General features: G+C 69.6%; 21 protein-coding genes. 17 read left to right on the top strand and 4 right to left on the bottom strand.

Annotated elements, in window-relative coordinates; genetic code table 11:
• Positions 1-17: 17 nt before the first annotated feature.
• A complete protein-coding gene (locus BM199_RS07005; RefSeq protein WP_091671282.1) occupies positions 18-761 on the bottom strand; it encodes a hypothetical protein in 744 nt (247 codons plus the stop codon).
• Positions 762-898: 137 nt separating this feature from the next.
• Here BM199_RS07005 and BM199_RS07000 point away from each other — a divergent pair, with 137 nt between their 5' ends.
• The 10 genes from BM199_RS07000 to BM199_RS06955 all read left to right on the top strand — a co-directional run bounded on the left by BM199_RS07000 (position 899) and on the right by BM199_RS06955 (position 10,183).
• A complete protein-coding gene (locus BM199_RS07000) occupies positions 899-1,927 on the top strand; it encodes a Ppx/GppA family phosphatase (protein WP_091671605.1) in 1,029 nt (342 codons plus the stop codon).
• A gap of 79 nt (positions 1,928-2,006) precedes the next feature.
• The gene (locus tag BM199_RS06995) at positions 2,007-3,389 is read left to right on the top strand and encodes a hypothetical protein (protein WP_091671280.1); all 1,383 of its coding nucleotides are present in this window, start codon (positions 2,007-2,009) and stop codon (positions 3,387-3,389) included.
• 4 nt (positions 3,390-3,393) lie between these two features.
• Complete coding sequence (locus BM199_RS06990; RefSeq protein ID WP_091671278.1) at positions 3,394-4,185, top strand: sugar phosphate isomerase/epimerase family protein; 792 nt, start codon at positions 3,394-3,396, stop codon at positions 4,183-4,185.
• Between the two features lie 80 nt (positions 4,186-4,265).
• Positions 4,266-5,192: a proline dehydrogenase family protein gene (locus tag BM199_RS06985; RefSeq protein WP_091671277.1), complete on the top strand. Its 927-nt coding sequence runs from the start codon at positions 4,266-4,268 to the stop codon at positions 5,190-5,192.
• Entirely contained in the window at positions 5,189-6,013 is an 825-nt protein-coding gene (locus tag BM199_RS06980; RefSeq protein WP_177242502.1) for a thioesterase family protein, read from the top strand. The genes BM199_RS06985 and BM199_RS06980 overlap by 4 nt, the downstream gene beginning before the upstream one ends.
• Before the next feature lie 197 nt (positions 6,014-6,210).
• A complete protein-coding gene (gene proC, locus BM199_RS06975) occupies positions 6,211-7,023 on the top strand; it encodes a pyrroline-5-carboxylate reductase (RefSeq protein ID WP_091671275.1) in 813 nt (270 codons plus the stop codon).
• A 203-nt stretch (positions 7,024-7,226) separates the two neighbouring features.
• Positions 7,227-7,442, top strand: coding sequence for a helix-turn-helix domain-containing protein (locus BM199_RS06970; RefSeq protein WP_091671274.1), 216 nt, complete (start codon positions 7,227-7,229; stop codon positions 7,440-7,442).
• Between the two features lie 166 nt (positions 7,443-7,608).
• Positions 7,609-7,710, top strand: coding sequence for a 30S ribosomal protein bS22 (locus BM199_RS06965; protein WP_005453035.1), 102 nt, complete (start codon positions 7,609-7,611; stop codon positions 7,708-7,710).
• Between the two features lie 317 nt (positions 7,711-8,027).
• A complete protein-coding gene (locus tag BM199_RS06960) occupies positions 8,028-9,077 on the top strand; it encodes an NAD-dependent epimerase/dehydratase family protein (protein ID WP_091671272.1) in 1,050 nt (349 codons plus the stop codon).
• 41 nt (positions 9,078-9,118) lie between these two features.
• The gene (locus tag BM199_RS06955; RefSeq protein ID WP_245788204.1) at positions 9,119-10,183 is read left to right on the top strand and encodes a lysophospholipid acyltransferase family protein; all 1,065 of its coding nucleotides are present in this window, start codon (positions 9,119-9,121) and stop codon (positions 10,181-10,183) included.
• Between the two features lie 21 nt (positions 10,184-10,204).
• Here the strand turns inward: BM199_RS06955 and BM199_RS06950 are convergent, their stop codons facing one another.
• The 3 genes from BM199_RS06950 to BM199_RS06940 all read right to left on the bottom strand — a co-directional run bounded on the left by BM199_RS06950 (position 10,205) and on the right by BM199_RS06940 (position 13,442).
• On the bottom strand, positions 10,205-11,212 hold the full coding sequence (locus BM199_RS06950) for an HAD family hydrolase (RefSeq protein WP_091671599.1): 1,008 nt from the start codon (positions 11,210-11,212) through the stop codon (positions 10,205-10,207).
• A gap of 110 nt (positions 11,213-11,322) precedes the next feature.
• On the bottom strand, positions 11,323-12,564 hold the full coding sequence (locus BM199_RS06945) for a DUF5667 domain-containing protein (RefSeq protein ID WP_091671270.1): 1,242 nt from the start codon (positions 12,562-12,564) through the stop codon (positions 11,323-11,325).
• 176 nt (positions 12,565-12,740) lie between these two features.
• Positions 12,741-13,442 (bottom strand): sigma-70 family RNA polymerase sigma factor, encoded by a 702-nt coding sequence (locus BM199_RS06940; protein ID WP_091671269.1) that lies wholly within the window; start codon positions 13,440-13,442, stop codon positions 12,741-12,743.
• 506 nt (positions 13,443-13,948) lie between these two features.
• On the opposite strand from BM199_RS06940, the gene BM199_RS06935 reads away from it, so the two are divergent.
• The 7 genes from BM199_RS06935 (at position 13,949) to hemC (ending at position 21,757) form a co-directional block, all read left to right on the top strand.
• Positions 13,949-15,433 (top strand): AMP-binding protein, encoded by a 1,485-nt coding sequence (locus BM199_RS06935; RefSeq protein ID WP_091671598.1) that lies wholly within the window; start codon positions 13,949-13,951, stop codon positions 15,431-15,433.
• 30 nt (positions 15,434-15,463) lie between these two features.
• A complete protein-coding gene (locus BM199_RS06930) occupies positions 15,464-15,697 on the top strand; it encodes a glutaredoxin family protein (RefSeq protein ID WP_091671596.1) in 234 nt (77 codons plus the stop codon).
• Between the two features lie 74 nt (positions 15,698-15,771).
• Positions 15,772-17,376 carry a molybdopterin-dependent oxidoreductase gene (locus tag BM199_RS06925; RefSeq protein ID WP_091671267.1) on the top strand — a complete coding sequence of 535 codons (1,605 nt, stop codon included), beginning with the start codon at positions 15,772-15,774 and terminating at the stop codon, positions 17,374-17,376.
• A gap of 160 nt (positions 17,377-17,536) precedes the next feature.
• Positions 17,537-18,196: a fasciclin domain-containing protein gene (locus BM199_RS06920; RefSeq protein ID WP_245788203.1), complete on the top strand. Its 660-nt coding sequence runs from the start codon at positions 17,537-17,539 to the stop codon at positions 18,194-18,196.
• 308 nt (positions 18,197-18,504) lie between these two features.
• Entirely contained in the window at positions 18,505-19,398 is an 894-nt protein-coding gene (locus BM199_RS06915; RefSeq protein WP_091671264.1) for a redox-sensing transcriptional repressor Rex, read from the top strand.
• Entirely contained in the window at positions 19,395-20,786 is a 1,392-nt protein-coding gene (locus tag BM199_RS06910) for a glutamyl-tRNA reductase (RefSeq protein WP_091671263.1), read from the top strand. Before BM199_RS06915 ends, BM199_RS06910 begins: the two co-directional genes overlap by 4 nt.
• Positions 20,786-21,757 (top strand): hydroxymethylbilane synthase, encoded by a 972-nt coding sequence (gene hemC, locus BM199_RS06905; RefSeq protein ID WP_091671261.1) that lies wholly within the window; start codon positions 20,786-20,788, stop codon positions 21,755-21,757. Before BM199_RS06910 ends, hemC begins: the two co-directional genes overlap by 1 nt.
• Positions 21,758-21,768 lie beyond the last annotated feature (11 nt).

The raw sequence follows: 21,768 nt of genomic DNA, 5'->3' as shown, positions 1-21,768 counted from the left end.
CCCGCCGCGGCGGTCGTTCAGCCCTGATAGCCGAGGCTGAGGCGGCCGTCCTGGTGGCGGAGGACGGACATCGAGCGGAACGCGGCCGCGAGCATCAGCAGCACGCCGATGTTCTCGCCGAGTTCCTCCGCGTGATAGGTGAGGACGTACAGGGGGCCGCTCTCGCCAGTGGCGATCAGCACGCCCTGCAGTGCCTCCATGCCCATCGCCGAGGCGAGCAGCAGCAAGCAGCCACCGACCAGGCACCAGCGCGCGGTCCCGCGCAGTCTGCGGGCGAGTACCAGCACCGCGGTCAGCACGGCCGCACCGGCCAGCAGACCGGGCAGCAGCCAGTAGAACGGGAAGCCGTCGAAGGTGACGAGGTCCCTGCCGATCCGGTCGAGGCGTTCGTGCAGCGCGGTGTGGTCGTCGAGCGACAGCGCGCCCAGCACGCCCGCGCCGACGAACCACGTCCACGCGCCGCGCACACCGGCCGCCCTCGCCACCATCCCGACGACGACGTAGAGCAGCGTGCCCAGCACCAGCAGGCCGGTGCTCCACCACGTCGGCAGGTTTCCCTCCTCGAACACGTCGAGGTACACCTGGATCTCACCGCGGTCGTTGGTCAGCGGATGTTCGATCAGCGCGGGGACGGCCATGCTGGCCACGCTCAGCACGAGACTGACTCCGAACAGCACCCAACCCAGCGTGCGCCACCGCACGGGCTCGCCCTCGGCCCGGGCTATGGCGGCTGTCACGTCCTGCTTGGTCTCGATCGTCATAACCGTCTCCACCTCTGCGATAAGACCGGACACGGTAACCCGGCATCGGCAGTGAAACGGACAAAGGGTGCCTATTTCCCGCGTGCTGCACCGGTTGGCCACCGGCCACACCGGGCACCCGGGTACCGTTGCCGTTCGTGCGCCTAGGTGTACTCGACGTCGGTTCCAACACCGTCCACCTGCTAGTGGTGGACGCGCATCGTGGTGCGCACCCCACGCCGATGCATTCGGAGAAGACCGTGCTGCGGCTGGCCGAGCAGATCACCGACGACGGCGAGCTGACCACGGACGGCGCCGACGAGCTCGTGCGTGCCGTCGAATCGGCCAGGGCAGCCGCTGTCCGGCTGGGCTGCGGCGACGTCATGGCGTTCGCGACCTCCGCCGTACGCGAGGCGAGCAACTCGGCGAAGGTCCTGCGCAAGGTGGCCGAGAAGACCGGCGTCGAGCTGCAGGTGCTCACCGGGGTGGACGAGGCCAGACTGACCTTCCTCGCGGTTCGCCGCTGGTACGGGTGGTCCGCCGGAAAACTGCTGGTGCTGGACATCGGCGGCGGCTCACTCGAGGTCGCGATGGGTATCGACGAGGAGCCCGAGCTGGCGGAGTCCCTGCCGCTGGGCGCTGGGCGCATCACCCGGACGCGGTTCCGGCACGACCCGCCGACCCGCTCGGAGCTGGTGGCCACCTCGGCCTGGCTGGAGGACCAGCTCGCCGTTCTGGCCAAGAAGGTCGCCCGGCTCGGTCCGCCCGATCGCATCGTGGCCACCTCCAAGACGTTCCGCTCGCTCGCGAGGCTGACCGGTGCGGCGCCGTCCGCGGCCGGACCTCGCGTTCGGCGGGTGCTCACCGACACGGCTCTGCGTCAGCTGATCGCCTTCATCTCCCGGATGCCGTCCGCGGATCTGGCGCAGCTGGAGGGCGTGAGTGCGAGCAGGGCCCATCAACTCGTGGCTGGGGCACTCGTGGCGCAGGCCACCATGCGAGGGTTGTCACTCACGGAACTGGAGATATGTCCGTGGGCACTACGCGAGGGTGTGATTCTCCGGCGGCTGGACCATTCCAACGGGGACGACCAGACTGCAAAGGTGACCGGGTGGGGGCGAGAAGTACGTGAGGCCGGACGTGGAGCTGGACGTGAATCGCGTGCGACAGGCACGGTGGAGAGGTGACGGAATGCCAGAATTACTGCTGCTTCCCAGCCGGGTCCGCGATGCCGTCGTGACTACTTCGGGTTTTGGACACAGTTAGATGAGTCGAGAGAGCGGTGGCGAGCAGCCACAGAAGACCGTGGCCGAGCTGCTCGCGCAGCACGGTGGCCAGGTCGGCGGTGCCCCGCGTCGTCGGCGCCGCCGTGCCGACGACGAGGGCCCGGACATCGGTGACACCGCGCCCCAGGCCATCATCAACCGGATTCAGGCGGACAGTGCCGCGCCGGAGGCGCCGAGCAGGCGCAACGGTCGTTCGCACGAGGAACAGCACGAGGAGCCACCGGCTCCGCCGAGGCGTCCGCGCGCAGCGGCCCCTCAGGAGGAGGCAGGGCCGCCGACCCGGCGGGGCATGCCGCCGCGCAGGCAGGCACCGCCCCCGCCCGCGCAGCACCCGCCGCAGGCACCACCGACACCACCGACACCCCCGGCACCACAGCCGGAGTCCTACGGTCGTGGCCCCGACCCGCGTCCTGCTCCGCCGCAGCAGCCCCAGCAGCCCTCGCAGCCGATGCAGGTTCCGCCTCCGCCGCAGCAGGGATCCCTCCCCGCGCGCTTGGACGGTGCGCCCGAGCAGGAGGCCGCAGGGCCGCCGATGGGCACCGGCGGGTACCCGGTGCCGCAGGCCCAGCAGCCGTCGCCGCCCCGTCTGCGCCGCAGGCCGCTGCGCAGGCCCGCGGCGCCACCGCCCGAACCGGAACCGCACACCGAGCAGTTCCCCGCGGTTCCGGCCGACCCGGTCGCGCAGCCGCAGAGCGTGCCGGAGCCGGACGAACCACCGGCAGGCCTGAGCGGCTGGCGGCAGCGGCGGGACAAGTCGCAGATGGACGACACCGAGGTCGGTGTCATGCCGCCGGTGCCGAACCAGGACGCGCTCGAGGCCGGACCGCCAACCGGGGCGTTCACGCCCACGTTCGACACCGGGGACCAGCCCGCGGTCGACGACCTGGACGGATACGACCGGCCCTCGTTCGGGGCCTTCGACGACGATCCGCTGCACGAGGGTGGCTCGCGGGCGGGTGCGGTCGGCGAACTCGACGACGAAGCCGACGATGTGGACGAGTACGGCTACGAGGACGACGAGCCGCTCGGCGACGCGATCGACGACCGCGACGATCTGGACGACCTCGACGACACCGACGACGAGCCGGCCAGGGAGTCCTCACCCGCGAAACAGTGGATGATGCTCGCCGGCCAGCTCGCTCTCGGGGCTGTCGGCGGTGCCGCCGTCTGGCTCGGCTTCAACTGGCTGTGGGTGAAACTGCCTGCCGCCGCACTGGTCGCGGCGTTGGCGGTCACGGTCGGGCTGGTCCTGATCGTGCGCAAGGTGCGCCGCGCCGAGGACCTCCAGACCACCGTGCTCGCTCTGCTGGTCGGCTTGGTGGTGACGGTGTCACCGGCCGCCCTGCTGCTCGTCTCCCAATAGCGCGATGGCGATTCCAGTCGGGCTCTCCACCGCCTCGGTCTGGCCGTTGCGGGCCTCAGCGGGTTTCGAGCTGGCCGCCGACCTCGGCTACGACGGCGTCGAGGTGATGGTCTGGGCCGATCCCTTGAGCCAGGACGTGCAGGCCCTGCGCCGGTTGTCCCGGGAGACCGGGATGCCGGTTCTCTCGGTGCACTCGCCCTCACTGTTGATCACACAGCGGGTCTGGTCGCCGGACCCGGAGATCCGGCTGCGGCGCACGGTGGACGCCGCTCTGGAGCTGGAGGCCCGCACCGTCGTCGTGCACCCGCCGTTCCGATGGCAGCGCCGCTACGGCGACGCCTTCGCCGATCTCGTTGCCGAGCTGGAGTACACCAGCGGTGTGGCCATCGCGGTGGAGAACATGTTCAAGGTCCGGCCGCCCGGCGCGAGCCGCAACAGCCGGGTCTCGGCGTTCCGGCCCTCCATCGATCCGACGGACGTGGGCTACGCGAACTACACCCTCGACCTCTCCCACACCGCTGCCGCGGGGGCCGATGCGCTGGCCCTGGCGGAACGGATGGGCGCAGGGCTGACCCACCTGCACCTCGCCGACGGAACCGGACTGCCGAAGGATGAGCACCTGGTGCCGGGGCGGGGCACGCAGCCGTGTGCCGAGCTGCTGGAGAAGCTCGCGACCGGTGGCTTCGACGGGCAGGTGGTGCTCGAGGTCAACACCAGGAGTGCGGGTCAGCGCGCCCGGCGGGCTCGGGAGCTCGCGGAAGCGCTGCTGTTCGCGCGCCTGCATCTGGGGCAATGAGGCGCTTCAAGATCCACTTCTTTGCCGGACACCCCGCTCACCTACCCCAACGCAAACGAGTGAACACGTAGGGTTTCAGTGTGCACCCGCTCCGTTCGCTGATCCTGGCCGCCGCAGGCAACGAGACGATCCAGCATGCCGTCGCCACCGCTCCGTTGGCCAGATCCGTCGTGCAGCGTTTCGTGGCCGGGGTGACCACGGATGCCGCGGTGCGGGCCGTCCGTGGCCTCGCCGACGACGGTCTGCACGCCAGCCTCGACTACCTCGGCGAGGACACCGGCGATGCGGCCGCGGCCGAGCGGATCGTCCAGGCATATCTCAACGTCCTCGACCGGTTGCACGCGGAGGGCCTGGCCGGCTGGGCCGAGGTGAGCGTCAAGCTCTCGGCTGTCGGCCTCCGGCTGGATCCCGTGCTCGCGCTGAACAACGCGTACCGGATCTGCGCTGCCGCCGAGCAGTGCGGAACCACCGTGACCATCGACATGGAGGACCACACCACCACCGACGCGACACTGAGCGCGCTGGCTGAACTGCGCCGGACCTGGCCTTGGGTGGGGGCGGTGTTGCAGTCTTATCTGCGGCGAACCGAGAACGATGTTGCCGCACTCGCGGTACCGGGTTCTCGGGTGAGGTTGTGCAAGGGGGCCTACGCCGAGCCGCCCGAGGTCGCGTTCGAGGGCAGGCACGACGTTGATCTGAGCTACGTTCGCTGCGCTAACGCGCTGCTCGAAGGGGGTGGTTATCCGATGTTCGCCACACATGACCCGCGGTTGGTGAGCGTGGTCGCCGAGCGAGCCAGGTGGTTCGGGCGCAAGCGGGGTGGATACGAGTTCCAGATGCTGTACGGGATCAGGCCGGACGAGCAGCGAAAGCTCGCCGAGGAGGGGGAGACCGTGCGCGTCTACGTGCCCTACGGCGAGCAGTGGTACGGCTATCTGATGCGCAGGCTGGCCGAACGCCCCGCGAACCTGGCGTTCTTCCTCCGCGCGCTGGTCAGCCGTTCGTGAGCGTCCCGGATCCCGTGCCCGTTCCGTTCGGCACGGTCTGCGCGCCACGGTCGCTCGGTGACGGGACGTTCACCGCGGACCTGCGCCAGGAATGGTCCATCGGCAATCATCCGCACGGTGGTTACCTGCTGGCGCTGCTGGCCAGGACCGCCGTCGCGGCACTGGCCGAACGCGGCGAACCACCCGCCGATCCGCTGGTCGTGAGCGCGGAGTTCCTGCGCCCGCCCGCGATCGGCCCGGTGCTGCTGCGCAGCGATGTGCGCAAGGTCGGCAGGCGCGCCACCGTCGTCGCCGTGTCCCTCGAACAACGCGGGCGCAGTTGCGTCGAGGCCAGGACGACCGTGGGCAGGCTGCCGCTGCGCAGGCCGGTCTGGTCCGACGTGCCGACCATGCCCGCCGAGCCGCCCGGCGGCGCCATCCTGCTGGCCGGTTCCACCGCCGAGGGCGTGTTCAACCTCTCGAAGGGCTGTGACGTGCGGCTCGATCCGGCCAGCGCGGGTTATCTCAGCGGCCGTACCGGTGACCCGCCACGCATGCGCCTGTGGGTACGGCCGAGGGAGAGCGAGCCGGACTCGTACTTCGCGCTGCTGGCAGGCGACATCAACCCGCCGGTGGTGTTCAACCTCGGTCGCTCGGGCTGGGCGCCGACGGCGCAGCTGACCGCGCTGATCCGTACCCGGCCCGCCCCTGGCTGGCTGCGCGTGCAGGTGGACTGCCGGGCCGTGCACGACGCGTGGTTCGACTCCGACGCGACCGTGGTCGACGCGCAGGGCAGGCTCGTGTGCCAGGCGCGCCAGCTCGCGCTCGCCCCCGCAGGCTGATCCCGGCCCTGCCCATCTCGCACTTTCCCGGGAAAGTGCCCTACCCCGCGCGCGCAACTACTCGCACTTTCCCGGGAAAGTGCGAGACCACGGGACGGCCACCTGCGGCTCGGGGGATCGACGACCGCACTTTCCCGGGAAAGTGCGAGGGTGGAGGCCGCTGATCCCGGCCGAGCGGGGGAGGTACGTTCTCTGCCATGACCACCATCGCGGTACTTGGCGCGGGAAAGATCGGTGAGGCGCTGCTGTCCGGCCTGTTGCAGGGCGGTCGCAGCGCGAAGGACCTGATGTTCACCGAGCGGCATCCGGAGCGTGCGGCCGAGCTGACCGAGCACTACGGCGTCGCGGCCGTCGAGGTGGCCGATGCCGCCAAACGCGCCGACGTCCTCGTGGTCGCCGTGAAGCCGCAGGACATCGACCCCGTGCTGGACCAACTCGCGCCGCTGCTCGGGGCGGACTCACTCGTGGTCTCCCTGTGCGCGGGCCTGCCCACCGCGCTGTACGAGCGCAGGCTGGCCGAGGGCACACCGGTGGTCCGGGTCATGCCGAACACCCCGATGGTCGTCGGTGAGGCGATGAGTGCGGTGTCGCCCGGGCGGCACGCGACCGCCGAGCACGTGCGCGTGGTCTCGGAACTGTTGTCCTGCGTCGGCAGTGTCGTCGAGGTGCCGGAGTCGCAGCAGGACGCGGTCACCGCGCTGTCCGGTTCCGGGCCCGCCTACTTCTTCTTCCTGGTCGAAGCCATGATCGACGCGGGCATCCTGCTCGGGCTCCCGCGCGCGGTGGCGGAGAAGCTGATCATCCAGTCGGCGGTGGGGGCCGCCAAGATGCTCGACCGCACCGACGAGCATCCGGTGATCCTCCGCGAGGCGGTCACCTCGCCCGCGGGCACGACCATCAACGCGATCCGGGAGCTGGAGAAGCACGGGGTACGCGCCGCGCTGCTGGCCGCGATCGAGGCGGCCCGCGACCGCTCCGTCGAACTCGGCAAGGCGCACGAGGACCACTGATCCCAGCCCGTCCCCCTTTCGGTAATTCGACGACGAATTACCGAAAGGGGTAGACCGATCAGTGCTGGTCGAAGGCGAACTTCGCGCCAGGCGTCGCACTAGCCCCATCCGCACCGCTACCCTCGACAGAAGCACGTGCGTGTCGGTACCGCCGGTGGGGAAGCCGCGCGGCGCGACACGTGCCGGAAAAGGCACGGTGAAATATGCCGCCGAACAAGAAGGATCAAGGCCCAGGGCCACGGCAGGTCCAGTTTTTGACGGTCGCCGAGGTGGCCACGCTGATGCGTGTCTCCAAGATGACCGTCTACCGGCTCGTCCACTCGGGAGAGCTGCCCGCCGTACGAGTCGGCAAGTCGTTCCGGGTGCCGGAGAAGGCCGTCCACACCTATCTGGAGGGCGCGTACTTCGACGTGGGGTAGGGAGCTCGCGCAGGTAGGGCGATACCTGCTGCGCGACCTCGAAGGCCCCATGGAAAAGCCACGGGTACCTCCCGGGTAACCTGATAGGCCGATCGTGGCAGATGCGCTCGGAGTTGGACGACGCGCTGTCTCGCGTGACCCCAACGAACGACGTGAAGGAGCACCTGTGGGCTCGGTGATCAAGAAGCGCCGCAAGCGCATGTCCAAGAAGAAGCACCGCAAGCTGCTGCGCCGCACGCGAGTGCAGCGTCGCAAGCAGGGCAAGTGACGCACTGACAGGGCGTCTGAGAACTCTGGTTTGCGTGGTCGTGGTGACCTGTGGAACCGAGTTCTCAGACAGACTCTGAGGCGAACCAGTTTTCACGCGGCCCGTCCGACATCTGTCGGGCGGGCCGCCGCCATCTGGGTGACGCCGGGATACAACCAGTGTGACCTGGGTTAATACCGTGTTAGAGGACCTTCGGGACCGCCGGGTTGGCGGTAACATCCTGGGCGCGTACTCGCGAAACCGCAGCATCTCGCACACTCGCGAATGCCGTCATCTTCGGCACCGCGCGAGTGCCAGAACCCGACCCAGGGAGCCGAATGCCGTCCAACATCGTGCTCGTCACGGGCGTCGGGAGTGAGCTCGGCGGCCGGCTGCTGGCGCGGCTGGGAAACGACTCGCGCCTCGAACGTGTCATCGGGGTGGACACCACGCCACCCGGCCGTGCGGTTCTGCACCGGATGGGCAGGGCCGAGTTCGTCCGCGCCGACATCCGCAACCCGCTCATCGCGAAGGTCATCGGTTCGGCCAAGGTCGACACGGTTGTGCACGCGGCCACAACGGCGCACCCGGCGGGGCCGGGCAGGCGATCAGTGCTCAAGGAAATCAACGTCATCGGCACCATGCGACTGCTCGCGGCCTGCCAGCGCTCGCCGCTGGTGCGCAAGCTCGTGATCAAGTCCACCGCGGCGGTGTACGGCGCCGGCGCCCGCTCGCCCGCGGTGTTCACCGAGGACTCCGAACTCATCCCCATGTCGAGCTCAGGCTATGCCAAGGACGCCGTCGAGATGGAGGGGTACGTACGCGGCCTCGCCAGGCGCAGGCCCGACATCACCGTGACGACGGCCAGGTTCATCAACCTCATCGGACCCGAGATCGACACCGTGCTCGGCCGCTACTTCGCGCTGCCGGTGGTACCGACGGTCCTCGGCTACGACGCCCGCATGCAGTTGCTGCACTCCGCTGACGCCCTCGCGGTGCTGGAGCACGCCACGATCGAGGACAAGCCGGGCGTGTTCAACGTCGGCAGCGACGGGGTACTCACGCTGTCACAGGCGATTCGCCGCGCGGGCAGACTGGAGCTGCCCGTGCCGCGCGGTGCGGTGCCCTCGGTCGGCAGGGTGTTGCACGGCGCACGGGTGGTGGACTTCTCGGCGGATCAGGTGCGATTGCTCAACTTCGGGCGGGTCGTGGACACCACTCGGCTGAAAACCGTCTTCGGGTACACGCCGAAATGGACCACGAGGGATGCGTTCGACGACTACGTACGCGGCCGGGGGCTGCGGCCGGTGGTGGACGGGCACCGGCTGGCCGGACTGGCCGGCAAGGTCGCACTCGCCGCGGCGACCGGACAGGCCACGAGCAGGTGAACGGACACGGGCACGGACGCTGGGAAGGCGAGGCGGAACCAGTGGCGAAGGGCACGGAAGCACAGATCATCCCGCTGCGTCCGCCGGAGCGGGGTAACGGACAGCACGACCGGGCGGGACACGACACACCACAGCTCGAACCCGCTCCACCGGGCGCACGGCGCGCGGACGCGCCGGTGTTCGCCTTTCCCGGCAGCGAGGAGCCCGAGCCCTCGGCGGGGCCGGAGCATGCCGCCGATGTGGGACCGGACGGGCTGCCCGAAGGGCTCAGTGCCGCACTCGACTTCCTCCGGCACCGACTGACCGGCGACTACACCGTCGACGAGTTCGGTTTCGACCGGGAGCTGACGGACACACTGCTGCTGCCGCCGCTACGGCTGTTGTACGAGAAGTGGTTCCGGGTCAGCACCGAGGGGGTGGCGAACCTGCCGGACACCGGTGGTGCGCTGGTGGTGTGCAACCACTCTGGCGTGCTGCCGCTGGATTCGGTGATGACCGCGGTCGCGGTGCACGACGAGCACCCCCAGCACCGGCATCTGCGGATGCTCGGCGCGGACCTGGTGTTCCGGATTCCGATGGTGGGGGCGCTGGCCCGCAAGTCGGGACAGACGCTTGCCTGTCAGCCCGACGCCGAACGGCTGCTGCGCGGCACCGGGGACTCCGGTGGCGAGCTGGTCGGCGTCTGGCCAGAGGGGTTCAAGGGCGTCGGCAAACCGTTTTCCTCGCGATACAAGCTGCAGCGATTCGGCCGTGGTGGTTTCGTCTCCGCGGCACTGCGCTGCGGGGTGCCCATCATTCCGTGCGCCATCGTGGGTGCGGAGGAGATCTATCCCAAGATCGGCGACCTCAAGCCACTCGCCAGGCTGCTCGGCCTGCCGTACTTCCCGGTGACGCCGTTCTTCCCGCTGCTGGGACCGCTCGGGGCCGTCCCGCTGCCGACGAAGTGGCACATCGAGTTCGGTAGCCCGATCCGGACCGACTCGTTCGAACCGGACGCCGAGGAGGACCCGATGCTGGTCTTCAACCTGACCGACCAGGTACGGGAGTCCATCCAGCAGATGCTCTACCGCGGACTGGCTCAGCGCAGGAGTATTTTCCGCGGCTGAGTTGGCTGCTGAGCCGCGAGTTCAGGCGGCGCGCCTGCGGTAGGCGAGGCCGGCTGCCACGGCTCCGGCCAGCGCGCCCGCGCCGAGTACCGAGGGCACGCCGATCTTGGCTGCCTTACGCCCGGTGCGGAAGTCACGGATCTCCCACTGGCGCTGCCGTGCGACGTCGCGCAGGCCCGCGTCCGGATTCACCGCGACGGCGGTGCCGACGACCGACAGCATCGGCACGTCGTTCTGGGAGTCGGAGTAGGCCGTGCACCGCCGGAGGTTCAGGCCTTCCCGCGCCGCCAGCGCACGCACGGCATGGGCCTTGGCGTGTGCGTGCAACATGTCGCCGACGAGCCGTCCGGTGTAGACGCCGTCTTCCTGTTCCAGCACTGTGCCAAGCGCACCGGTCAGCCCCAGCCGCCGCGCGATGATCGCCGCCAGCTCCACCGGCGTGGCGGTCACCAGCCAGACTCGCTGGCCAGCGTCCAGGTGCATCTGGGCCAGCGCGCGGGTGCCCGACCAGATCTTGTCCGCCATCAGCTCGTCGTAGATCTCCTCGCCGACCGCGTTCATGTCCTCGACGGTGCGTCCAGCCACAAAGGACAGTCCTTGTTCCCGGCTGGACCTGATGGTGTCCGGGCTCTCCCGGCCACCGACCCGGAACTTCATCTGCTGCCAGGCGAATCCGGCGAGATCGGAGGTGGTGAAGTACTTGCGTGAGGCGAGGCCACGAGCGAAGTGGAAGATCGACGCGCCCATCATCATCGTGTTGTCCACGTCGAAGAACGCCGCTGCCGTCAGGTCCGGTTGTACCGCCGGCTCGTCGCCGCCGTCCTGCGGGGGAGCCGTGGAAGCAGGCTCGGGTTCGGCTGTCGGCGCGGCGGCCTCGGCGATGACCTCCGCCTCGGCCAGCGCTGCCGCCGAGGAGGCCTCCATCGCGACGGCGGCGTCAGCCGACGCCTCGCCCGCCAGCGCGGCGAGGCGTTCGAGTTCCTGGCCCTTACTTCGGCCACGCCACCGTGACACGCACACCGCCTCCACAACCTGCGACACGTCGGGGTCCACGGCCGGAGCGGCCGCAGCCCGTGCAACACAGTATCGAGTATGCCCGTCGCTCGCGTAGCGGCCGGATGACGAGCGTGAAACACGCCCTAACCGATGCCGGTCCCGGGCACTTCAGGCAGCAGCGGTGGCACGGACACCACCGCTGGTGGTTCGGTCGGGGCGCTGGGCAGCCTTGGGCGCGACACCGATGTCGGGGCGGGCGCGGGGAGCCACTCCCGTGGGACGTAGGTGGAAGTCGTCCGAGCCGGGGCCGACGAGGTATGGGGCGCGGGGTCGGGCGAAGCACTCGTCGTGGGCTGCCTGCCGACCAGTGTGGCGTCTCGCGGCGCCGGGTCCTGGTCGTCCGTGTCGCCACCGGGAGCAGCAGGGCCGACCGAGGTGGGGGTGGCCGAACCGCCTGCGCGACTGCCCGGCCGGGCGGCGCAGTCCTGCTCCGACGGCAGGACGCCGAGTTCGTCGGACTCACCCGAGGTGATCTGGTAACAGTTCATCCGTCCGGACAGCGCGGTCGCGCGTTCGTCGATTTCCCGCAGCAGGACCGCCGTCTCCGCCCGGTGCGCCGCCACCTCCGCGGGCAGGGCGGCCCGCAATTCGGCCAGCCGGTCGGACTGCGTCTCCACCCAGTTGCGCAGCAGGTCGAGCTGGCTGCCGTCGGTGGTTGTCGCGATGGCGGTCAACTGTGCGACGCCCACTCGGGCGTCGGTGCCGAAATCGGCCAGCGCGGCCCGGAAGGCCTCGTGGCCTGTTCCCGGCTCCGTCCGCTCGGCCAGCAGGGCCAGTTCGACCAGCCGGTCCCCGGCGTACTCCAGTTGTTTGCGCGCCCGGTCCCCCTCGTCGAGAGTCAGTTGCAGGGAGGCGCTTTCCTGGGCTCGTTTGACCTGGTAGAGGACGTCGCCGGGCAGCGAGTCGCTGGACATCGTCGTACCGATGCCGGCCAGCGCGAGGACAAGACAGAACGCCGCGGCCACCAGGACGGGCAGGCGCGGCTTCGACCGTTCCCGCTCGGCTTCGGGGCTTCGGGGACGCGGCACGGTGACAGTGGCCTCCGCGGCGGTATCGGCGGGGGCGGCCGCCTCCAGGACCGTCACCGTGGTCGCGGGAACAGGTGCGAGCTCCGGTTCCCGGTCGGCCTCGCCGATCCTGGCGGCGATCCGTTCCCGGGCCGCCCGGTCCGGCGCGCCGTCCGCGCCGGCTCTGCGCAGAGCGGACACGATGGCCAGTTCTTCGCCGAACTCCTGGTCGTCGAGATGGCTGACGCCCTGGTCCACGGCACGAGCGAACCGCTCACGCGCGCCCCGCTCCCGCGGGATCCGGCCAGGCACGTCCACGACACATCCTCGTCGTCAGGCACAGTTCGATTGATCGACCCTTTCGGGTAAGAGCAACGAACGGCAGGGGGCTCCGGTTACGGCGCCGACGCCGGAGCCAGCCGAACGTCGCACTCGCGACGTCAACCTATCGTGTCTTTTGCACGGCGCGTGCAGAGGAGGAAAACGGTCCGGGGTCAGCGCAGGCCGGTGGGCAGCAGCTGGGCGAGCCTGCGCACCGCGCGATGTTGCAGCGCCTTGATCGCGCCCTCGTTGCGATTCATGATCTCGGCGGTCTCGGCCACCGACATGCCCTGCAGGAACCGCAGGACGACGCACTCACGCTGGTCGTCGCCGAGGTCGGAGATGCAGCGGAACAGCTCGTCGTTCATCGCCCTGCTGAGCACCTGCTGCTCGGGTCCCGACGCGGGCTGGGCCTGCATGCCGTTGAACGTGGTGGCGCCGGTGTCGCTCACCTCGTCGGTGACGATCTCCAGCCGGTACCGGCTGGACTTCACGTGGTCGAGCACCAGGTTGCGGGCGATCGTGACGAACCACGCGCCGACGTCCCTGCCCTGGTAGCTGACGGAGGTGATGCGGCGCAGTGCGCGCAGGAAGGTCTCGCTGGTGAGGTCCTCGGCCAGTTCCCGGTCGCCGATCCGGAACAGGATGTAGCGGTACACGACGTCCACATAGCGGTCGTACAGCTTGCCGAAGGCGCCGGTGTCGCCCTCCTGGGCCAGGTGCACCAGCTCCCAGGCCTCTGCCGTGGCGATCTCTGCGGGGTCGGGCGTGGCCGGGGCCATCGGTGCCGCGGGCAGCACAGGGGCAGTGACCGGCGCCACCGCTGGGCGCGCTACCAGGGCGGGGCCTGCTGAAACAGCCAACTGCAGGCTCATCCGTCGCACCTCCAACAGCCTCGTGTCTCGCGCCCGAGTGATCACCGCCACCCGGGTGCGTCTCGCAGCATACGTCTAGTTACCCGAAAGTAGGTAGTGGGAGTTGTTCACAAGTCGGTAGACGGGGCCGCCCGAAGGGTGGTCGTGGCTGCCGGCTGGGGGTGAGGCATGGGCCTGGCCGCACGTTGATGGTGAACAACCCACTTTTGTGCAGAACACCGTGGTGATCTGATTGCGATGAGGAGACGGATGCCGACCCGCACCATGACGGGGGAGGGGAATGCCAGACTGGGCATCTCTCATCCGGACGCGAAAGGGGCTGCGCTGTGACCGCTGACGGGGCGTCTGAGAACAGGGAGTCGCGAGATCACGGTGATTTGTGGAACTCGGCCGACGAAGTCCCGCTATCGAGGCGGCAGGGCGTCAGCCCTGGCGAATCGATCGCGGACCCGAGTTCCCAGACAAACGCTGACGGGGCGTCTGGACATGCGGGCAACGTTGCCGATCTGCTTGCCGCCACCGCACGCGCGAAGCCCGATGCGGCCGCGCTGGTGGACACCGCGACGGCGGAGACGCTGACCTGGGCCGAGGTGGACGCCGCCGTGGACGCGCAGGTGGCCGAACTCAGGGCGGCCGGGCTGACCGCAGGCGATCGGGTCGCGCTGTGCCTACCCACCTCGGTGGCGTTCGTGATCGCGCTGTTCGGCGTGCTCCGGGCAGGCGGGGTGGCCGTGCCACTGCCACCGCAGGGGCCGGAGTCGGAGCTGCGCGGACTCATCGAGCACAGTGGCGCACGGCTGCTGATCGGTGCGGCCGCCGACGACCTACCCGGTGACGTCCGGGTGCTGTCGGCGGTCACCGCTGGGGAGCAGCGGCCCGAGCCGGTGGAGCCGGTCGGGGCGGGCGAGGACCTCGCCGTGCTCTCGTACACCTCGGGCACCACCGGAGCGCCGCGCGGCGTGATGCTGTCGCACCGGGCACTGCTCGCCAACGTCACCCAGCTGGAGCACCTCCCCGTCCGGGTCGTCGAGCCCAGCGACCGCGTGCTGATCAGCATCCCGATGTTCCACGTCTACGGCCTCGGCCCCGGCCTGCTGGCAGGGACCTCGGCAGGCGCGACCCTGGTGCTCGCGGAGCGGTTCGACGTGCACACCGCACTCGAGGCCTGTGTGAAGTACCGGGTGACCTCGCTGCTCGGGGTGCCCACGATGTACGTGGAACTCGCCGCGCTCCCCGCCGACGAACTGGGCGAGGGCCTCGCCACGGTTCGCCTGCTCACCTCGGGTGCCGCCCCGCTGCATCCCAAGGTGCTGGCCGCCATCCGCGGCGCGACCGGTCTCGGGGTGTTCGAGGGCTACGGATTGACCGAGACCGCGCCCGTGGTCACCACGACGATGGTCACCGGATACCCGAAGCCGGGATCGGTCGGCAGGCCACTGCCGGGGGTCGAACTGCGGCTCGTGGACAGTGACGGCACGGTCGGCCCGGTCCCGCTGGACCCCGCCGACCCGGACGACGTGTTCGCCGAGGACGACGGGGAGCCGATGGGCACTGGACTGGTGTCGATTCGCGGCGCCAACCTGTTCTCCGGCTACTGGCCGGACGGGGCGCACGGCCCCGACGGCGAGGGCTGGTTCCGCACCGGCGACGTCGGCTACCTGGACACCGATGGCGACCTGCACCTGGTGGACCGGGCCAACGATCTGATCATCGTCAACGGATTCAACGTCTACCCGAACGAGGTCGAGAGCGTCATCAACGCACTGCCGGGAGTGGCCGAGTCGGCCGTGGTCGGCGTCGTCGACGAGCGCAGCGGTGAGGCCGTCAAGGCCGTGATCGTGCCCGAGCGGGGTGCGGCGCTGTCGGAGCAGCAGGTGATGGACGCGTGCACGGAGGCGCTCGCCGGGTACAAGGTGCCGCGCACGGTGGAGTTCGCCGACTCGCTGCCGCACTCCGCGACGGGCAAGCTGCGGCGGATGAATCTCAGGTAGGCGATCTGAAGGTGGACAGGGATGACTGACATGCACCAGGTGACCGTGATGACCAGGCAGGGCTGCTCGGCGTGCGAGCGCGCCGAGCGGGACGTGGAACGTATCTGCGGGGAGCTGGGCGTGCAGTGGTCGGCCCTCGACGTGGACAGTGACACCGAATGGCGGGCGGAGTACGGCGACCGCGTGCCGGTGATCCTGGTCGACGGCGACGAGCACGGCTACTGGTCCGTTGAGGAGGACCGGCTGCGCCGTGCTCTGGCCTGAGCTGGCAGGTCCGTAAGTCACTCGTAAGGACGATCGCGGCAATCCGAACGCTCGTTGGCACCGAATATTGAGACATGAGCGCTGACGTGACTGCCGTTGACGGCACCCAGGACCGCAAACCCAGGCTGTCGGTGCTCGTTGCCGCGCTGGTCGGCGTGCTCGCGCTCGCCGCCGCGCTGGCGGCAGGGCACCTGGTGGCCGCCTTCGTCGGCCTGAACTCCTCGCCGTATCTCGCGGTGGGCAACTCGGCCATCGACCTGACGCCGACCTGGCTCAAGGACTACGCCGTGCGCACCTTCGGCGTCTACGACAAGCTCGTGCTGCTCGGCAGCATGGCCGTTGTGATGCTGGTGCTGGCCGCGGTGGCCGGGCTGGTGTCCCGGCGCTCGGTCGTTCCCGGCACGGTGATCATCGCCCTGTTCGGCCTTGTCGGGCTCGTGGCCGTGTTCAACCGGCCCGCGCTGGGGCAGTTGTCCCTCCTCGCTCCCGTGGCGAGTCTCGGCACGGGCGTGCTCGTGTTCCGCTGGCTGCACCGCATCGCGCCGCGCAGCGCGGTTGCCGAGCACGAGAACACGGAGACCGACCCCGACGTCGAAACGGCATCGGCGGACCCGAACCGCAGACGGTTCCTGGTGGGCGCGGGCGGTGTCGCGGTCGGCGCCGGAGTCGTCGGGCTCGGCGGGCAGCTGGTCTCCTCCGCCAGGGACGCGGGCGCCTCGCGAGCGGCGATCGGGGAACTGGCGGTCGCCGAGCCGGCGCCACCGGTTCCGGCCGACGCCGATTTCGCCAAACTCGGCACTCCTTCCTTCATTACCCCGAACAATTCCTTCTATCGCGTCGACACCGCACTGATCGTGCCCCAGGTGCGGGCCGAGGACTGGTCGCTGCGTATTCACGGAATGGTCGACCGCGAAGTCACCTTCACCTTCGACGACATTCGCGGACGACCGTTGATCGAGCGCACCATCACGATGACCTGTGTGTCCAATGAGGTGGGTGGCCCGTACATCTCCACGGCGAACTTCATCGGAGTGGACCTGCGCGACCTGCTGCTCGAAGCGGGGGTGCGCGACGGTGCGGAGCAGTTGTTCTCCACCAGCGAGGACGGGTGGACCTGCGGAACGCCCGTCGAGGCAGCGCTGGATCCCGACCGGGGCGCGATGCTCGCGATCGGGATGAACGGCGAACCGCTGCCGCTGGAGCACGGGTTCCCGGCCCGGATGGTGGTGCCCGGCCTCTATGGCTACGTCTCGGCCACCAAATGGGTACGGGACCTGGAAATCACCACCTGGGACGCGCGCAACGCCTACTGGCTCGACCGTGGCTGGGGAGAGCGCGGACCGATCAAGACGATGTCGCGGATCGACTCGCCGAAGGGCTTCGCCAATCTCGGGGCTGGCAGGGTCGTGGTCGCCGGGATCGCCTGGGCGCAGCCCACCGGTATCGAGAAGGTCGAGGTCCGGCTCGACGACGGCCCGTGGCAGGAGGCCGAGCTGTCCACAGTGGTCAACGACGACACGTGGCGGATGTGGCAGATCGAACTGGACGTTCCGCCCGGCAGCCACAAGGCGACCGCACGGGCTACCGACCGGTCTGGTTACACGCAGACCGAGGAGCGGGTGCCCGCCGTGCCCGACGGCGCGACGGGCTGGCACTCGGTGCTGTTCAACACCGCCTGAGAGCGCGCTTGTTCGGCACCGTTAGAAATTTCGCGAATAATTTCAAGGTGTGGGCAATCCGCCGCCCTACCGGCACCGAATCACCCATGACAAGCAACAAGGCTCGCTCCGGCCCCCGTCGGCGGTCCGGACCCAGAATGGAGTGATTTCAGTGAGGAACGTGCGACGCTTCGCAGGAGCCGGTATCGCCGCGGCGGCGATCCTGTCCCTCGCCGCCTGTGGTGGCGACGACACCAACGCCGACTCGGGCTCGGAGAACGACACCCCTGCTCCCTCGTCAGCCCCGATGGAGAGCAGCAGCTCCGCGGCCGGCGACGGGGTTACCACAGCCGACGACGTCTACGGCCCCGGCTGCTCCCAGGTGCCGACCGAGGGCGAAGGCTCCGTCGGCGGCATGATCGACGACCCGGTGGCCACCGCGGCCAGCAACAACCCGCTGCTGACCAAGCTGGTCGCCGCCGTCGGCGCGGTCGACGGGCTGGGCGACACCCTCAACGGTGCTGAGGCGCTGACCGTGTTCGCACCCGCGGACCCGGCCTTCGACGCGCTGGGCGAGGAGAAGTTCAACGAGCTCGCGGGCAAGCCGGACGAGCTGGCCCCGATCCTGCAGTACCACGTCGTGCCGCAGCGCTACGACCGCGAGGGCCTGGTCGAGGCCGGCACGGTGGAGTCGCTGAACAACGCGGGTGGCCCGCTGAAGATCGAGGGTGAGGGCGAGAACATGACCGTCAACGGCGCCAAGGTGCTGTGCGGAAACGTCCCGACCGCGAACGCCACCGTGTTCGTGATCGACTCGGTGATGATGCCGGGCACCAACTGAGGAACAGAAACTCCCGCGGTACCCGAAGGCCCGTGCGACGGCTGTCGCGCGGGCCTTCGTGCTGCTCCGGGCAGGTGGCATGTGTGGCCCGTCATAGCGAGAGAGAGTGAGCGCGAGGCATCCTGTGGTGTTGGCAACGGCATGGACCAGCCACTTTGTGCCTGCGTTCACAAATAGCTACCGTATTGCCAGCGACCCGCGCGGACCGGATATCGAACACCCCTGCGTTCGCAAGGTCAAGAGTTGAGCTACGAAAGTATGTACGCCGATGACGGGCCGGATGTGGCCTGCTGACGAGGAGAGCCAGCGTGGTGGCAGAGCGGGGCCGGCGAAACGGGGCCCAGGCCGCGCACAAGCGCGGCCGAGGAGTCACCAGGGACGCGCCGGACGCCGACAACGCTCCGACCGCGGAGATGCCCGCCGTGGACGCCGGTAACGGCGCCGCGGGCGAGGGTGATGCCGTTCGCGCCAAGGCCATCCCCGAGGCTGCCGTCGCCCGGCTCGCCGTCTACCTGCGGGTGCTGTCGGGAATGGCCGACCAGGGCGCCACGACGGTCTCCAGCGAGGAGCTCTCCGCTGTCGCCGGGGTGAACTCCGCCAAACTGCGCAAGGACCTCTCGTACCTCGGCTCCTACGGCACCCGTGGCGTTGGTTACGAGGTCACCGTGCTGGTCGGGCAGATCGAGCGAACGCTCGGGCTGACCCGCAAGCACAAGGTCGCCGTGGTGGGAATCGGAAACCTCGGTCATGCGTTGGCCAACTATGGTGGCTTCCCCGGTCGCGGGTTCCCGGTCGAGGCGTTGTTCGACGTCGACCCGGACCTGGTCGGAGTACCGGTCGGTGGCCTGCCGGTGTCGCATCTGGACGACATCCCGGCCGTGTGCACCGAGCGGCAGATCTCCATCGGAGTCATCGCCACCCCGCCGACGGCCGCGCAGTCGGTTTGTGACCGCCTGGTCGCGGGTGGGGTGCAGTGCATTCTGAACTTCGCCCCTGTGGTTCTGCAGGTGCCTGAGCACGTGGAGGTGCGGAAGGTGGATCTGGCCGTCGAGCTGCAGATCCTGTCCTTCCACGTCGCCAGGCGCGCGGACATCGCGGAGGCGGCGGCGTCGGCGCAGGCAGCCGCCAACGGATCTTCGAGCGACTCGCGAGTGCCGATGACGAAGCTGGGCCTTGGCAACGGATTGGTGGAAAGGTCATGAGTGTGCTGGCCATCGGGCTCTCGCACCGTACGGCGGACCTGGCGCTGCTCGAGCGGACCGCCGTGCCCGCCGACGAGCTCGTCAAGGTGCTGCACGAGTTGCAGAAGGCGCAGCACATCTCCGAGGTGATGCTGGTCTCCACCTGCAACCGCATCGAGGTCTACGCCATGGTGGAGACCTTCCACGGTGGTCTCGCCGACGCGGCCGACGTACTGGCCCGACAGGCGGGCATGGAGCCCGCGCAGCTCTACGACAACCTGTACGTGCACTACGCGGGCGCGGCGGTCGAGCACGTGTTCTCGGTCGCATCCGGCCTGGACTCGATGGTCGTCGGCGAGACACAGATCCTCGGCCAGGTTCGTGCCGCCTACGCCACGGCGCGCGAAGCGGGCACCGTGGGCAGCGGGCTGCACGAGCTCGTGCAGACCACACTGCGAGTCGGCAAGCGGGTGCACTCCGAGACCGGCCTGGACGCGCTGGGCGCCTCGGTGGTCTCCGAGTCGCTCGCCGCCGCCGGTGAACTGACCGGCCGCCATGCCCTGGTCATCGGTGCGGGCTCGATGGGTGCGCTCGCCGCGTCCCAGCTGCGCAAGGGCGGGATCGGCTCGGTCACCGTGGCCAACCGCACCGAGAGCAACGCGGCCAGGCTGGCTGCCTCGGTCAGCGAGTCCGGGATCCCGGCCACCGCCGTGCCGATGAGCGACCTTGCCGGCGCCGTCGCGCGGGCCGACGTCGTGGTGAGCTGCACCGGATCGCAGGACGCCGTGCTCACCGCCGAGCATGTGACCTCGCGGCCGGACCGGCCGCTGGTGATCTGCGACCTCGGGCTGCCGAGGGACGTCGACACCGCCGTGGCACGAGTGCCTGGCGTCGAGGTGGTGGATCTGGAGACGGTTCGCCGCCGGATGAGCGAAGCGGGCGCGCACACCGAGAAGCAGATCGCGCGGGCAGCGGGGATCGTGCTGGACGAGGTACGGGAGTACCTGGCGGGCCAGCGCAGCGCGGAGGTCACCCCGACCGTGACCGCACTGCGCAAACGGGCCGCCGAGGTGGTCGACGCCGAACTGCTGCGACTGAACAACCGCCTGCCCGACCTCGACGGCGACGTCCGCGAGGAGGTTGGGCGAACCGTCCGCCGGGTGGTGGACAAGCTGTTGCACGCGCCCACCGTGCGGGTCAAGCAACTGGCCGCCGAGACGGCGGGCACGGACTACGCGAACGCGCTGAGTGAGCTCTTCGGGCTCGACCCACAGGCGCCCGCCGCCGTGTCCAGCGTCGCGGCGGCTGCCAAGCACGACCAGATCGACATCCGCGGGATCCGCAATGGACCGTCGCATGTGGACGGTATGCGGACGCGCGGTTCCGATGAGACAGACGGTGACAACTGATGACAAGGACCATCCGGATCGGCACCAGGGGCAGCAAGCTGGCCCTCGCGCAGACCGGCACGATCGCCAGGATGCTCGAGGAGGCGGGGCAGTCGGTCGAGATCGTCCGGGTGTCCACGCCCGGCGACCGCTCCAGCGCGCCCATCGCCGAGATCGGCGTCGGCGTTTTCACCTCCGCGCTGCGTGAGGCGCTGCTGGAGAAGCAGATCGACGTGGCGGTGCACTCGTACAAGGACCTGCCGACGGCGCCGGAGAGCGGGATCGTGCTCGCCGCCGTCCCGCCACGCGCCGACCCGAGGGACGCCCTGATCGCCCGGGACGGGCTGACGCTCGGCGAACTGCCTCCCGGCTCGGTGGTGGGAACCGGATCGCCGCGCCGGATCGCGCAGTTGCGCGCGCTCGGCCTCGGTCTCGAGATCACGCCGATTCGCGGGAACATCGACACCCGGATCGGCAAGGTCACCAGTGGTGAACTCGACGCGGTCGTGCTGGCCAGGGCCGGGCTGACCAGGGTGGACCGGTTGCACGACATCACCGAGACGCTGGAGCCCATCCAGATGCTGCCCGCGCCCGCGCAGGGTGCGCTGGCGGTGGAGACTCGCGTCGACGAGGTGGACGTAGAGCATCTTCTTCAATCCATTGTGGATGATGAAGTGACGAGGGTCGCGGTGACCGCGGAGCGCGCCATGCTGGCCGCGCTCGAAGCCGGTTGCAGCGCACCCGTCGGCGCACTGGCCGAAGTGGTGGAGGACCTCGACGAGAACGGCTCCGTCGTGGAGCGCATCTCGTTGCGTGGGGTCGCCGCCGCGGGGCTCGAGGGGATCGGGGCCGGTTCCGGTCCGGTGGAGATCCTGCGTGCCTCGGCCGTCGCCGAGAAGAGCGAGGCGGAGCAGCTCGGCCGGGATCTGGCCGCGGAGCTGCTCGACCTCGGAGCCGGAATGCTGTCCGGCCCGGGGCGCAACTCGCGCTGAGAAGCGTTGGT

The organism is Amycolatopsis marina, assembly GCF_900111885.1.
Lineage (GTDB): Bacteria > Actinomycetota > Actinomycetes > Mycobacteriales > Pseudonocardiaceae > Amycolatopsis > Amycolatopsis marina.
Note: the sequence above shows the minus strand (reverse complement) of the source record. Positions and strands in the feature narration are given on the sequence as shown.